Source organism: Billgrantia saliphila, assembly GCF_002930105.1.
Lineage (GTDB): Bacteria > Pseudomonadota > Gammaproteobacteria > Pseudomonadales > Halomonadaceae > Halomonas > Halomonas saliphila.
The window spans coordinates 96,243-109,515 of sequence record NZ_PJRN01000002.1 but is presented as its reverse complement, the minus strand read 5'-3'; the positions used below and the strand labels follow the sequence as shown (position 1 = coordinate 109,515).

Below are 13,273 nucleotides of genomic sequence, written 5' to 3'. Positions count from 1 at the left end.
TCTCTCTTTCCTCTCAGAGCGGCGTCTTGCTCGCCTCGCCCGGAACCTCCCTGACCAGGCGTGGCATCAGGAAGCCCGGCAGTACACCCCGCAGGCCCGCGACCAGTTCGCGGGCCTCTTCGTCGGGCACGTCGAAATGGGCGGCCCCCGCCACCGGGTCGAGTACGTGCAGGTAGTAGGGCAGCACATCGGCCTCGAACAGCCGCTCGGAGAGTTCTGCCAGTGCCTCGACGGAGTCGTTGACGCCGCGCAGCAGCACGCTCTGGTTGAGCAGGGTGACGCCGGCCCGTTTGAGGCGTGCACAGGCATCGATCACGGCGCCGTCGATCTCCTGGGCATGGTTGACGTGCAACACCACGACCCTCTGCAGCCGCGTAGTGCCGAGCCAGCCGAGCAGGGCCTCGTCGATGCGATCCGGGATCACCACCGGCAGGCGGGTATGGAGACGCAGGCGCTTGAGATGCGGGATGGCCTCGAGCCGCTCGACCAGCCAGCCGAGCTGACGGTCGCTGGCCGCCAGCGGATCGCCGCCGGAAAGGATGGCTTCGTGAATGCTCGGGTCATCACGCAGCGTCTCGAGCGAGCGCTCCCACTGGTTGCGGGAGGGGCTGTTGTCACCATAAGGGAAGTGGCGGCGAAAGCAGTAGCGGCAGTTCACCGCGCAGGCGGGGCTCGCGATCAGCAGCACGCGACCGGCGTACTTATGGATCAGCCCCGGCCCCGGCGTATGCTCGGCCTCGGCCAGTGGATCGGTGACGTATCCGGGTATGCTCTCGTCCTCGGTGGCGAGCGGCAGCACCTGGCGCAGCAGCGGATCGTGGGGATCGCCATGGCGCATGCGCGCCAGGAAGGCTTCGGGCACTCGCACCTCGAACAGCGTGTGGCCGCGCTCGGCGCCGGGTAGCCAGGCATCGTCCAGCCCAAGCCGTCGGCAAAGCTCGCGCGGGTCGCGGATCGCCCTCGACAACTGGGTCTGCCAGGCGCTCTGCAACGTCAAGGGCGTCACGTCAGCGCTCGGCGTTTCCGGTCTCTGCAAAAGGGCGGAGGTTCGGGTTATCATGCGGCACACCAGTCACAAAGGGGCGGGGCTCGAATCCCCGTCGATACGTTTCTTGCGCGTCGAGAGCCTGCTACGGCGCGCCGATCATTCGAGAGGGAACATGGCTAGCTATTCTACCAACGAATTCAAGGGCGGTCTGAAGGTAATGCTGGACGGCGACCCCTGCTCGATCGTCGAGAACGAGTTCGTCAAGCCGGGCAAGGGCCAGGCGTTCAACCGCGTGAAGCTGCGTAACCTGATCACCGGCCGCGTGTGGGAACGCACCTTCAAGTCGGGCGAATCCCTCGAAGGCGCCGACGTGGTGGACCTCGAGATGGAGTATCTCTACAACGACGGCGACATGTGGTACTTCATGAAGACCGACGGCTCCTTCGAGCAGTACGCGGTGGAGAAGAAGGCCCTTGGCGATACGCTCAAGTGGCTCAAGGAGCAGGTGGCCTACACCGTGACGCTGTGGAACGACAACGCCATCAGCGTGACGCCGCCCAACTTCATCGAGCTGGAAGTGGTCGAGACCGATCCGGGCCTGAAGGGCGATACCGCTCAGGGGGGCTCCAAGCCGGCCACGCTCTCCTCCGGTGCCGTGGTGCGTGTGCCGCTTTTCATCAACCAGGGTGAAGTGTTGAAGGTCGATACTAGGTCCGGCGAGTACGTCTCCCGCGCCTGATGGGGCGAAAGCCTTCCTACGCGCACCCCTGACGTCGTTGAATTCCGCCTTAACGTGCTCATTTGGGAAACCATACTCCGCCGTTGCGTTGGAATTCGCCTAGTCAGGGATGCGCTCGGAGAGGCCGCGAGTTCGGCGGTGTAGATTTGGTGGCCACGCTCAAGGGCGTGGCTTCCTTGTTTTTAGAGGTAAGACAGCATGGCAACTGACTGGCGGCCGACGGCAAGTATCGAGACGCTGCGCGAGCGAGCGCGGCTGCTGACCGAGGTGCGCGCCTTCTTCGCCGAGCGCGGCGTGCTGGAGGTGGAGACGCCGGTGCTGGGCCACGGCGGGAGCACCGATGTGCTCCTGGCATCGCTGTCGCTCGAGGCGACCACGCCGGCGGGGTGCGAGCGACTGTGGCTGCAGACCTCGCCCGAGTTCCACATGAAGCGGTTGCTGGCCGCCGGCAGCGGACCGGTCTTTCAGCTCGCGCGCAGCTTCCGCGACGGTGAGGTGGGTCGTCGGCATAATATCGAGTTCACCATGCTGGAGTGGTACCGGCCAGGCTACTCTCTCGAGGCCTTGATCGCCGAGACGACGGCGCTGATCCATGTCGTGCTTGGCCGCGACCCGGGGCCGCTGCGCCAGCGGCGCTACCGCGAGCTGTTCCGCGAGGTGTTGGGATTCGATCCGTTCGGCGTTGAGCTCGATACGTTGCGCCGGATTGCCGGCGTACGCGGCGGGCTAGACATGGGCGCTGCCGAGCGCGACGACTGCCTCGACCTGCTGATGAGCCTCGTCGTCGAGCCCGAACTGGGGCGTGACGGGCTCGACGTGGTGGTGGACTATCCCGCGAGCCAGGCGGCGCTGGCGCGGCGTCATCGCGATCCGGAGGATGGTGAGTGGGTGGCGTCGCGCTTCGAGGTCTACCTCGAAGGGGTGGAGCTCGCCAATGGCTACGACGAACTCACCGACGCCGAGGAGCAGCGCCAACGCTTTGATGAAGACAATGTCGCCCGGCGCCGGCTGGGCCTGCCCGAGGTGGACGTCGATCGGCGGCTGCTGGCGGCGCTGGCGCACGGTATGCCGGCGGGCAGCGGCGTGGCGCTGGGGATCGATCGGTTGATTCAGCTCGCCCTGGGCAGGGCGAGCGTGGCGGAAGTTATCGCCTTCGCCACGCCCAACTGTTAGCGCTGTCGGGTCGCACTAGGCGAATGCGGGGCCGGGGTTGGGAAAGTTGCCCAGCGACTCGCACACGCTCACCTTGGTCTTGGGGGCAAGGCGATCGTCGAAATCGACCTTCCCGGCGAAGGCCATCACCACGGTGGAGCCGAGCTTGAAGCGGCCCATTTCCTCGCCGCGCTCGAGCGAGATCGGTTTATCAAAGCGGATACGTTGCACCTGGCCCGAGAGCGGGGTGATCTGCCCGGCCCATACGGTCTCGATGGCGGCGACGATCATGGCGCCCACCAGCACCACGACCATGGGGCCGTACTCGGTGTCGAAGTGGCACACCAGCCTCTCGTTGCGCGCGAACAGGTTGGGCACGTGGTCGGTGGTGGCGGAGTTGACCGAGAACAGCCGTCCCGGCACGTAGACCATCTCGGTCAGGGTGCCGGCCAACGGCATGTGCACCCGATGATAATCCTTGGGCGAGAGGTAGACGTTGGCATAGCTGCCGCCGCGGTAACGTCTTGCCGCTTCCTCATCGCCCCCGAGCAGGTCGGCCACGGAAAAGCGATGACCCTTCGCCTGGAGCAGGCGGTCGGCTTCGATGGCACCGAACTGCGACAGGGTGCCGTCTGCGGGGGAGAGCAGGCCCTTGCCGAGAGGGCGGGCATCCGCTTTGAGCTTGCGCGTGAAGAAGTCGTTGAAGGTGGCATAGGCGCGAATGTCGGGCTCGGCGGCCTCGCGCATGTCGACCTCGAAGGCCTTGATGAAGGCGCGGATCAGCCCATCCTTCAGCCAGGCCACGCGGCATTCGGCGAGAAACCCCACCAGCCGCGAAAGCAGATGATGGGGAATAGGGTACTGGATCAGGGAAAATAACTTGGATAGCGGCACGGACGAGAAGTCTCTTCAGAGGTCTTTGGGGTAGATGGTCGGTCGGGTGGGCTAAGCGCCCTTGAGCTTGAAGCTGGAAGAGCGCCGCTCGCGGCTGGACGCTTGAAGGAAACCTTAGCCCGGAGGCGGGTGATAACAGGTTGGCCTCCAGCTTCCAACGCATGGCTTACTTTTCTATCGGCGTATCGTCGCGGTTGCCCCACTCTTTCCAGGAGCCGGCGTAACCGCGGATCTTCTCGAAGCCTAGCGCCTTGCCCACCAGCCAGGTAAAACCGCTACGGTGATGGCTCTGACAGTGAGTGATCACTTCCATATCCGGCGTGAGCCCCAGCGCTTCGAGTTCGGTGATGAGTTCGGCATAGTCGCGGATGCGCAGCGCTCGCTCGCGGTCCATGGCCTCGGTCCACTCCATGTTCACCGCGCCGGGGAGATGGCCGAGCCGCTTGTTCTCGCCCTTCTCGCCGCGATACTCCGCCGGCGAACGAGCATCCCATACCGCAAAGCCCTTTTCGCCGAGGCGTTCCTGAAGTTCGGCCCGATCGATGGCGACTTCCGGATGGAGGAACTCGGCCTCGTAGTCGCTGGACCTGGGAGTGGAGTTTTCGCGCGATACGGGCTGGCCGGCCTGTCGCCAGGCGTGGATGCCGCCGTTGAGGTAGGAGTAGCGGGCATGGCCGATCAGCTCCAGCGTCCAAAGCAGGCGCCCGGCCCAGCCGCCGCCTTCGTCGTCGTATGCAACCACGTGGGTGTCACGGGTCAGGCCGAGCGACGAAAAGAGCTGCGACAGCGCCTCGGGGCTCGGCACATCGTTGGGCACGTCACCGTCGCCCTTCATCAGCCGACGATGGTCGAGGAAGACCGCGCCCGGCACATGGCCCTCTTCATAGCTCTCGGCCTTGAGCGGCACGTCGACGATCAGCAGCTGTGGAGCGTCGAGGTGTTCGGCGAGCTGTTCGGGTTCGACGATCAGCGGTAGCAGATTCTCTTCGGAACTCATGGCGCTCTCCTCTAGGCTCGTTGTCGCAATGTCGGCCTGATCAGGTCTCGTTGAGACTATCGACGATATGACGGTAGCTGGCAAAACGCTGCGGGTGGATGTCGCCCCGCTCCACGGCTTCCAGCAGGGCGCAGCCAGGCTCTTGCCGGTGGCGGCAGTCGCGGAAGTGGCAGTGGCCGAGATGGTCGCGAAACTCGATGAAACCCTCGGCGACCTGGTGCTCGTCCAGGTGCATCAGGCCGAACTCGCGGATGCCGGGGGAGTCGATCAGCTCGGCGTCGTCGGCTGCGGGTAGGCGATAGAGGCGCGCCGTGGTGGTGGTGTGCGTGCCCTTGCGCGAATCCTTCGACAGCGCGCCGATACGCAGTTCCTCGTCCGGCAGCAGGCGGTCGATCAATGACGACTTGCCCACGCCGCTCTGGCCGACGAATACCGACGTGCGGCCGGCCAGGCGTGCCAGGAGCGCGTCGAGCCCCGCCTCGCGGGCCGTGGTGGTGGCCACCACCGGGTAGCCGAGCGCTTCGTAGCGGGCCAGCAGGTCGCGCAGCTCGCCGCCGCTCTCGGGCAGCAGGTCGATTTTGTTGAGCACCAGCGCCGGGGCGATGCCGGTCGCCTCGGCCGCTACCAGGTAGCGATCGATCAGATTAGGGTGAGGCGCCGGCTCGACGGCGAAGACGATCAGGATCTGATCGATGTTGGCCGCCACCGGCTTGAGCTGGCCGCGGGCGTCGGGGCGCTCCAGCACGTTCTGGCGCTCGCTGCGTGCCACCACGACGCCTTCGACGGCGTGACCTTCGGCATCGTGGGTGGCACGCCACACGACCCGATCACCGGTCACCAGGCCTTCGAGGTTGGCGCGGAGGTGGCAGCGCACGGTATCGCCATGGGCGCCCTGGACGTCGAGGGTGCGGCCGAAATGCGCGATGACCCGGCCGGGTCGCTCGGGACCGTATTCCCCCGCGGCGAGCTTCTGCGAATCCTCGGCGTCGCGCTGGTCGGCCCGACGCTCGCGTTCTGCCTGTATCTTCTCGACTCGCCAGCGCTGCTGGCGACTGAGCTTGCGTTTGTTCATGGGCGCCCGAAGATCGTTACAATAGCGGTATTGTAACCAGCGTGGCCCTGCCTGTCCTGCTGCGCCATCAACCTGGAGCCTGACCAATGCCCAACACTTCCGCGCCTCGCGAGGACCTGCTGGTGTGGATCGACCTCGAGATGACCGGGCTCGAACCCGACCGCGAGCGCATCATCGAAGTGGCGACCCTGATCACCGACAGCGAACTGAACCTGATTGCCGAGGGGCCGGTCCTTGCCGTGCATCAGCCCGACAGCCTGCTTGCGGGCATGGATGAGTGGAACCAGAAGACTCATGGTGAGTCGGGACTGGTCGAGCGGGTCAAGCGCAGCCGGATCGATACCGCCGAGGCCGAGCGCCAGACGCTCGAGTTTCTGCAGCAGTACGTGGTGCCCGGGGTTTCGCCCATGTGCGGCAACAGCGTGCATCAGGACCGGCGCTTTCTCGAGCGCGAGATGCCCGAGCTGCTGGCGTTCTTCCATTACCGCAACCTGGATGTCTCGACCCTGAAGGAGCTGGCCAAGCGCTGGAACCCGGGAGCGCTGGCCGGTTTCAGCAAGCGCAACACTCACCAGGCGCTCGATGACATTCGCGAGTCGGTGGCTGAACTCGCGCACTATCGCAATAGTTTTCTGCGGCTGGCCGGCAGCGAGCGCGACGAGGAGGAGTGATTCGGTATTAGGAAGAGGCGTGCAAAAGACCTCCGCTTCGCCCTGTCCCCGGCGCCGCTAGCGTTGGAGCTTTGTACAGCGGCTACTTCTCGTGGGTCGCTAGGCTTGACTGGCGATGACTCGGTCACGCTTCTTCCGCTGTCGGCCGAGCGCCCAGCGCACATGCTCGCGCACCAGGTCGGAAGGGTAGGCGAGTCGAGCGCGCAGGGCAGCTTCCACGGCTTCGCTCCAGGGGGCGTTGCCCAGCCCTACGGCCAGGTTGCGCAGCCAGCGCTCGTAGCCGATGCGGCGGATCGGGCTGCCGGCGGTCTTGTCGAGGAACTCTTCCTCGCCCCAGGCGAACAGCGATACCAGGCTGGCCCGGTCGAGGTCGTGGCGAGGAGCGAAGTCATTCTCCGCCGTGGCGCGGGCGAAGCGGGTGAAAGGGCAGACCAGTTGGCAGTCGTCGCAGCCGAACACGCGGTTGCCCATGGCCTCGCGATAACGCTCGGGGATGGCACCGAACAGCTCGATGGTGAGATAGGAGATGCAGGCGCGCGCATCTACCACCTTGTCCTCGATGATGGCGCCGGTGGGGCAGGCCGTGCGACAGGCGCTGCAACTGCCGCAGTGCTCGGCGTCGAACGGCGGATCGACCGGCAGCGGCAGGTCGACGTAGAGTTCGCCCAGGAAGAACAGCGAGCCGGCGCGTGGGTTGAGTAGCATGGCATTCTTGCCAACCCAACCGAGCCCGGCCTTGCGTGCCAGTGCCCGCTCCATAACCGGCGCCGAGTCGACGAAGGCGCGATAGCCGAAGGAGCCGACCCGCTCTTCGATCCACCTGGCCAGGGTGGCCAGGCGTTTGCGCATCAGCTTGTGGTAGTCGCGACCGACGGCATAGCGCGAGACGTATGCCGTCTGGGGCTGGCCCAGCACCTTGGCGCTCTCCACCTCGGCGGGAAGATAGTCGAGGCGCACGCTGATCACGCGCAGAGTGCCGGGAACGAGTTCCTCGGGGCGCGTGCGCTTGGTGCCGTGCTTGGCCATGAAGCCCATCTCGCCGTGATGGCCGGCCTCCAGCCAGCGCTGCAGGTGACGCTCGTCGTCCGCCAGGTCGACATCGGCAATGCCCACCTGCTGGAAGCCCAGTTCGCGGCCCCAGGTCTTGATGGTCGTGGCAAGCTCAGCCAGGGCATGAGCGTCCAGAGTCGCGGATACAGGCATGATCGAGAAAAAACCGGGCAAAAACGTGGCGGGGGATTGGCGCAAGCGTCACGACGCTTACACTCCCCATGATAAAGCAACGCAGACGGGGGAGACACCGGATGTCCAGCAATCGTTCCGATCGACCGGCACACGACGCGCTTCGCCCGCTCTATCATGCCGCACAGGTTCGCGAACTCGACCGTCGAACCATGGCCGGCGGGGTGGAAGGTTTCGCCCTGATGCAGCGGGCGGCCACGGCGGCCTGGCAAAGCCTCAAGGCGCGCTGGTCGGGTGTGAAGCGGCTGACCGTGCTGTGTGGCGGCGGCAACAACGGTGGCGACGGCCACGTGCTTGCGGCGCTTGCGGCGGTCGCCGGTATCGAGGTACAGCGTATCGCGCTCAAGCCACCCGAGGCGCTTCGGGGGGATGCCGCGCGCGCCGCCGAGATGGCAAGTGCGGCCGGCGTCGGTAGCGAACCATGGCGGGCGGGAATCGCCTTCAGCGGTGAGGTGATCGTCGATGCGCTGCTCGGCACGGGGATCGCTGGCGAAGTAACGGGTGAATTTCGCGACGCGATCGAGGCGATCAACGCCAGCGGCTTGCCGGTACTTGCCATCGACATTCCCTCGGGGCTGGCGGCGGATACCGGTGCCACACTCGGGGTGGCCGTGCGCGCCACCCGCACGGTGACCTTCATCGGCGACAAGATCGGGCTGCATACGGGGCGGGCCCCGGCACTGGTGGGTGAGGTGCATTTTCGCGCCCTGGGCGTCGATGCGCTGGCCCATGCCGACCTGGTGCCGGCCGCTCATTTACTCGATCGTGAACTGATCGCGACGTGGCTACCGCCCCGCGAGCGTGACGCGCACAAGGGAGGCATGGGGCATGTCTTGATCCTGGGCGGGGCGCCGGGGTTCGGCGGGGCGGCGCTGCTGGCGAGCGAAGCCGCCGCTCGCCTGGGAGCGGGCAAGATCAGCCTGGCCACGGCGCCGGAGCATGTCACGGCCTGCCTGACCTATCGTCCCGAGGTGATGGTGCATGGCATGCGCGGCGCCGCCGAACTGGGCGAGCTACCGGCCAGGGCCGATGTGTTGGTGGTAGGTCCGGGACTCGGACAAGGGGCCTGGGGACAAAGCATGCTGCAGGCGGCGCTGGGTGAGTCGAAGCCGATGGTGATCGATGCCGATGGACTCAACCTGCTGGCGTCACGCTTCGACGGTCTGCGGCGAGACGACTGGATTCTTACGCCGCATCCGGGCGAGGCCGCGCGTCTGCTGGGATGCAGTGCGGCAGACATCGAAGCCGACCGTCCCGCCGCCGCGCGCGAGCTGCAGCAGCGACGCGGGGGTGTCGTGGTGCTGAAGGGGGCCGGCAGCCTGGTGGCAGGGCCGGAGGGGATGGCGGTCTGCCCCTATGGCAATCCCGGCATGGCCTCGGGAGGCATGGGCGACGTTCTTTCGGGTATTCTCGGCGCGCTGCTGGCGCAGGGCGTGCCGCTGGAGACTGCGGCGCGGCTTGGCGTGACGGTGCACGCCCTTGCCGGCGATCAGGCGGCACGCGACGGGGGTGAACGTGGTCTGCTGGCCGCCGATCTGGCATCCTATGCGCGAGTTCTCGTCAACCCCGGGTTCGGTCCGGGCTTTTACTCGCTTGCAGGGGGACAGGATGCGCGTGCGACTCGATGACGAAGAGCGCCAGGTCGTCTTCGGGCAGCGCCTCGGCGAAGCCTTGGCAGGGCGCGGACGCGTCTATCTCGAAGGCGAATTGGGGGCAGGCAAGACCACGCTGGCACGCGGCGTCCTGCGTGCTCACGGCCATGAGGGTGCGGTGAAGAGCCCTACGTATACCTTGGTCGAGCCCTACGAGCTCGAAGGACGGCGCATCCATCACTTTGACCTGTATCGCCTGGGCGACCCCGAGGAGCTGGAGTTCATCGGTGGTCGCGACCTGTTCGCCGACGATGCCCTATGCCTGGTCGAGTGGCCGAGCCGCGGCGCCGGCTGGCTGCCGCCTCCGGACCTGGTCGTCACCTTGTGTCTGGACGGCACCGGGCGCCTGGCCACACTCGAGGCTTCTACGGCCCATGGCCGGGGCGTCGTGGCCACCCTGGCGCAGGATGCCGCCCTTGCCGACATGATCATCGACCGGGAACCCGAAACGCCGTGAGCCATATTCGATCCTCGTTCGCACGCCTCTTCGACTGGCCGCTGACGGCCGGCATCGGCCTGCTGACGATTCTATGCCTGACCCTGCTGCCCGATGCGCCGGCGCGGGCAGCCCAGGTCGACAATATTCGCCTGTGGGCGGCGCCGGACCATGCGCGACTGGTATTCGATCTTTCCGACCATGCCGAGGCCAACATTTTCACGCTCGACAATCCGCGGCGTCTGGTGATCGATCTCGACCAGAGCGGCCTCGATACCGACCTGGCGAGCCTGGAGCTGGAGGGCAGCGCCATCACGGCAGTGCGCAGCGGGGTTCGCGATGGCGGCGGCTTGCGCGTGGTGCTGGAGCTCTCGCGCGAAGTGGAGCCGCGACACTTCACGCTGCCCCCCAACGAGCAGTACGGTCACCGCCTGGTGGTCGACATGGAATACCCTGGGGAGAGCGCGGTACAAAATCCCATCGACCCCATCGAGGCCATGATCCGCGAGCAGGAGATCGCCGCCAATCGGCACCGCGGCGAGTCGGACGAAGCGCCGAGCGTGGATGTCGATGCGGCGGTGGCGAGCCAGCCGGCAGCTCCCCACCCGCGGCGAGACATCATCATTGCGGTCGACGCCGGGCACGGCGGAGAAGACCCCGGCGCCATCGGACCCAGCGGTATTCGTGAAAAAGACGTGGTAATGGAGATCGCCCGACGCCTGCAGCGACTGGTCGACGACACCGAAGGCTTTCGCGCCGTGATGATTCGTGATGGCGACTATTATGTGGGCCTGCGTCAGCGCACCCGTATCGCCCGCGAGCAGAAGGCCGACTTCTTCGTCTCCATCCACGCCGATGCCTTCAACAGCCCTCGGCCCAACGGCAGTTCCGTCTACGCCCTGTCCCAGCGCGGCGCTACCTCCGAAACCGCTCAATGGTTGGCGGCCAGTGAAAACCAGGCCGATCTGATCGGCGGGGTGGACGGCAACCTGTCGCTCAACGACAAGGACGAGGTGCTGCGCGGCGTGCTGCTCGACTTGACCATGACGGCAACGCTCAATGATTCACTGGCCATCGGCGGCCAGGTGCTCGACCAGTTGGGGCGCGTGAACCGGCTGCACAAGTCGCGTGTCGAGCAGGCCGGGTTCATGGTGCTGAAGTCGCCCGACATCCCCTCGTTGCTGATCGAGACCGGCTTCATCTCCAATCCCGACGAAGAGAGCCGTCTGCGCGATTCGGGTCACCAGCAGCGGCTGGCCGAATCGATCTTCGCCGGGCTGCGTTCGCATTTTCGCAGCAACCCGCCACCGGCCAGCCTGCTCGCCTGGCAGCGGGACAACCAGCGCTCGCCCTCTAGCAACGAATACCGCATCCAGCCCGGTGACACGCTTTCCCAGATTGCCGCGCGTCACGGCGTGCCGGTGGGCCAGCTCAAGCAGGCCAACGAGCTCAACGGCGACGTGATCCGCGTCGGGCAGGTATTACGGATTCCCCGCTCATGACGGTACTTCGCGAGACGCAGCGCATCCAGGTGCTGGACCCCAGGCTTGCCAACCAGATCGCCGCCGGGGAGGTGGTCGAACGCCCCGCCTCGGTGGTCAAGGAGTTGGTCGAGAATGCAATCGATGCAGGTAGCACCCGTGTCGAGGTGGAGCTAGAGGCGGGTGGTACGCGCCTGATCCGCGTACGCGACGATGGCAGCGGCATCGCCGAGAGCGACCTGCCACTGGCGCTGTCGCGTCATGCCACCAGCAAGATAGCTTCGCTCGAGGATCTCGAAGGCGTGGCCAGTCTTGGCTTTCGCGGCGAGGCGCTGGCTTCGATCAGCTCGGTCTCGCGCCTCGAACTGATCGCCAATGTCGATGATGACCCTCGCCATGGTTGGCGCGTGATAGCCGAGGGGCGCCAGATGGAGCCGCGGGTTACGCCGGCACCGCACCCGCGCGGGACTTCCGTGACAGTGCGCGACCTATTCTTCAATACGCCGGCCCGGCGCAAGTTCCTGCGTACGGAGAAGACCGAATACGGCCACGTGGAGGAGGCGTTCCGGCGCCTGGCCCTGTCGCGCTTCGATATCGCCTGGGTGCTGCGCCACAACCAGAAGACCGTACACCAGCTTCCTGCGGGAGACGACGCACCTCGTCGCGAGCGCCGCGTCGCCGCGCTGCTGGGAAAGAGCTTTCTCGACAACGCCCTGCATCTCGACCTCGAAGCCGGCAACCTGCGCCTGTGGGGCTGGGTGGGCTTGCCCACGCATTCGCGTGCTCAAGCCGATCAGCAGTACTTCTTCGTCAATGGCCGCGTGGTGCGCGACCGATTGGTGGCGCACGCCATCCGCCAAGCCTACCGAGATGTGCTGTTTCATGGTCGTCATCCGGTCTTCGTTCTCTATCTGGAAGTCGACCCGCTGGTGGTGGACGTCAACGTGCATCCCACCAAGCACGAGGTGCGCTTTCGCGACGGACGGATGGTCCACGATTTTCTCTTCTCCAGCCTGCACCGGGCGCTGGCCGAAGCGCGACCGGGGGAGCGCGAGACGCCAGCCGCCGAGGCGGCGGCCGAACCCGAGTGGGAAGTGCGCGAGGCGGCGGGGCGCTGGCAGCAGCAGCCCATGGCACTGCATGAAGCCGAGGACGGCGGCCAGCGTGTCACGGCCGATCGCGTGCGCGCCTTCATGTCCGGTTATCGCGCACTGCACCCCGAACACGAGGAACGCCTGCTGACGCCCCAGGCTCCTGTCGCAGAAGGCGAAGCCGACGTCGCGCTGGCGCCGCCTGAGGCGGAGACGCCGATCACGGCGCGGCAAAGGTCCGCCGTCATGCCGGAGGCGGATGCCACCGGCGTGCCTCCGCTGGGCTATGCCGTCGCCCAGTTACACGGGATCTATATCCTCTCGCAGACGGCCCACGGCATGGCGATCGTCGACATGCACGCCGCCCACGAGCGGATCGTCTACGAGCGCATGAAGGCCCAGGTGCACGGCGGTGCGCTGGAGGCCCAGCCGCTACTGGTGCCGGTATCGCTGGCGGCCAGCGCGGCCGAAGTGGCCACCGCCGAAGCCGAACGTGATGCCTTCGCCCGCTTCGGCGTCGAACTCGACGTGGCTGGGCCCGAGACGCTGCTGGTGCGCCAGGTGCCGGCGCTGCTTGTGGACGCAGACGTCGAGCCGCTGGTTCGCGACATGCTCGCCGACCTCGAGCGCTACGGTCGTTCGGATCGGCTGGAGGCGCACGTCAACGAACTGCTGGCGACCATGGCTTGTCATGGCAGCGTACGCGCCAACCGCCGCCTGACCACGGCGGAGATGAACGCTCTGCTGCGCGACATGGAGCGTACCGAGCGTAGCGGTCAGTGCAACCATGGCCGCCCCACCTGGACCGAGATGTCGCTCAGGGAGCTGGACCGGCTCTTCCTGCGGGGACAGTAGGGA

12 protein-coding genes are annotated in these 13,273 nt (G+C 66.3%); 7 read left to right on the top strand and 5 right to left on the bottom strand.

Going from position 1 to position 13,273, the window contains the following annotated elements; genetic code table 11:
* Positions 1-13: 13 nt before the first annotated feature.
* On the bottom strand, positions 14-1,060 hold the full coding sequence (gene epmB, locus CYJ07_RS02625) for an EF-P beta-lysylation protein EpmB (RefSeq protein WP_104202122.1): 1,047 nt from the start codon (positions 1,058-1,060) through the stop codon (positions 14-16).
* Positions 1,061-1,160: 100 nt separating this feature from the next.
* Between epmB and efp the strand changes: the two genes are divergently transcribed.
* Together efp and epmA are read left to right on the top strand one after the other, a co-directional pair.
* The gene (gene efp, locus CYJ07_RS02620; RefSeq protein WP_104202121.1) at positions 1,161-1,727 is read left to right on the top strand and encodes an elongation factor P; all 567 of its coding nucleotides are present in this window, start codon (positions 1,161-1,163) and stop codon (positions 1,725-1,727) included.
* Between the two features lie 198 nt (positions 1,728-1,925).
* Complete coding sequence (gene epmA, locus CYJ07_RS02615) at positions 1,926-2,900, top strand: EF-P lysine aminoacylase EpmA (RefSeq protein ID WP_104202120.1); 975 nt, start codon at positions 1,926-1,928, stop codon at positions 2,898-2,900.
* A gap of 15 nt (positions 2,901-2,915) precedes the next feature.
* Here epmA and asd read toward each other — a convergent pair whose 3' ends face one another.
* From asd to rsgA, 3 genes are all read right to left on the bottom strand, one after another.
* A complete protein-coding gene (gene asd, locus CYJ07_RS02610; protein WP_104202119.1) occupies positions 2,916-3,773 on the bottom strand; it encodes an archaetidylserine decarboxylase in 858 nt (285 codons plus the stop codon).
* A gap of 166 nt (positions 3,774-3,939) precedes the next feature.
* Positions 3,940-4,770, bottom strand: coding sequence for a sulfurtransferase (locus CYJ07_RS02605; protein WP_104202118.1), 831 nt, complete (start codon positions 4,768-4,770; stop codon positions 3,940-3,942).
* Between the two features lie 40 nt (positions 4,771-4,810).
* Positions 4,811-5,842: a small ribosomal subunit biogenesis GTPase RsgA gene (gene rsgA, locus CYJ07_RS02600; protein ID WP_104202117.1), complete on the bottom strand. Its 1,032-nt coding sequence runs from the start codon at positions 5,840-5,842 to the stop codon at positions 4,811-4,813.
* A gap of 86 nt (positions 5,843-5,928) precedes the next feature.
* On the opposite strand from rsgA, the gene orn reads away from it, so the two are divergent.
* Complete coding sequence (orn, locus tag CYJ07_RS02595; RefSeq protein WP_104202116.1) at positions 5,929-6,513, top strand: oligoribonuclease; 585 nt, start codon at positions 5,929-5,931, stop codon at positions 6,511-6,513.
* Positions 6,514-6,612: 99 nt separating this feature from the next.
* Here the strand turns inward: orn and queG are convergent, their stop codons facing one another.
* Positions 6,613-7,716 (bottom strand): tRNA epoxyqueuosine(34) reductase QueG, encoded by a 1,104-nt coding sequence (gene queG / locus CYJ07_RS02590; RefSeq protein WP_104202115.1) that lies wholly within the window; start codon positions 7,714-7,716, stop codon positions 6,613-6,615.
* 101 nt (positions 7,717-7,817) lie between these two features.
* On the opposite strand from queG, the gene CYJ07_RS02585 reads away from it, so the two are divergent.
* The 4 genes from CYJ07_RS02585 to mutL all read left to right on the top strand — a co-directional run bounded on the left by CYJ07_RS02585 (position 7,818) and on the right by mutL (position 13,270).
* A complete protein-coding gene (locus CYJ07_RS02585) occupies positions 7,818-9,383 on the top strand; it encodes an NAD(P)H-hydrate dehydratase (RefSeq protein ID WP_104202114.1) in 1,566 nt (521 codons plus the stop codon).
* On the top strand, positions 9,364-9,864 hold the full coding sequence (gene tsaE / locus CYJ07_RS02580; RefSeq protein WP_104202113.1) for a tRNA (adenosine(37)-N6)-threonylcarbamoyltransferase complex ATPase subunit type 1 TsaE: 501 nt from the start codon (positions 9,364-9,366) through the stop codon (positions 9,862-9,864). Before CYJ07_RS02585 ends, tsaE begins: the two co-directional genes overlap by 20 nt.
* 62 nt (positions 9,865-9,926) lie before the next feature.
* Positions 9,927-11,345 carry an N-acetylmuramoyl-L-alanine amidase gene (locus tag CYJ07_RS02575; protein ID WP_422666940.1) on the top strand — a complete coding sequence of 473 codons (1,419 nt, stop codon included), beginning with the start codon at positions 9,927-9,929 and terminating at the stop codon, positions 11,343-11,345.
* On the top strand, positions 11,342-13,270 hold the full coding sequence (mutL, locus tag CYJ07_RS02570) for a DNA mismatch repair endonuclease MutL (protein WP_104202112.1): 1,929 nt from the start codon (positions 11,342-11,344) through the stop codon (positions 13,268-13,270). The genes CYJ07_RS02575 and mutL overlap by 4 nt, the downstream gene beginning before the upstream one ends.
* Positions 13,271-13,273: the final 3 nt, after the last annotated feature.

Excerpts from the sequence above, each read along its gene's own strand:
- epmB (WP_104202122.1), bottom strand. The coding sequence starts at position 1,060 with ATGATAACCCGAACCTCCGCCCTTTTGCAGAGACCGGAAACGCCGAGC.
- efp (WP_104202121.1), top strand. The coding sequence starts at position 1,161 with ATGGCTAGCTATTCTACCAACGAATTCAAGGGCGGTCTGAAGGTAATG.
- epmA (WP_104202120.1), top strand. The coding sequence starts at position 1,926 with ATGGCAACTGACTGGCGGCCGACGGCAAGTATCGAGACGCTGCGCGAG.
- CYJ07_RS02605 (WP_104202118.1), bottom strand. The coding sequence starts at position 4,770 with ATGAGTTCCGAAGAGAATCTGCTACCGCTGATCGTCGAACCCGAACAG.
- rsgA (WP_104202117.1), bottom strand. The coding sequence starts at position 5,842 with ATGAACAAACGCAAGCTCAGTCGCCAGCAGCGCTGGCGAGTCGAGAAG.
- orn (WP_104202116.1), top strand. The coding sequence starts at position 5,929 with ATGCCCAACACTTCCGCGCCTCGCGAGGACCTGCTGGTGTGGATCGAC.
- queG (WP_104202115.1), bottom strand. The coding sequence starts at position 7,716 with ATGCCTGTATCCGCGACTCTGGACGCTCATGCCCTGGCTGAGCTTGCC.
- CYJ07_RS02585 (WP_104202114.1), top strand. The coding sequence starts at position 7,818 with ATGTCCAGCAATCGTTCCGATCGACCGGCACACGACGCGCTTCGCCCG.
- tsaE (WP_104202113.1), top strand. The coding sequence starts at position 9,364 with ATGCGCGTGCGACTCGATGACGAAGAGCGCCAGGTCGTCTTCGGGCAG.
- mutL (WP_104202112.1), top strand. The coding sequence starts at position 11,342 with ATGACGGTACTTCGCGAGACGCAGCGCATCCAGGTGCTGGACCCCAGG.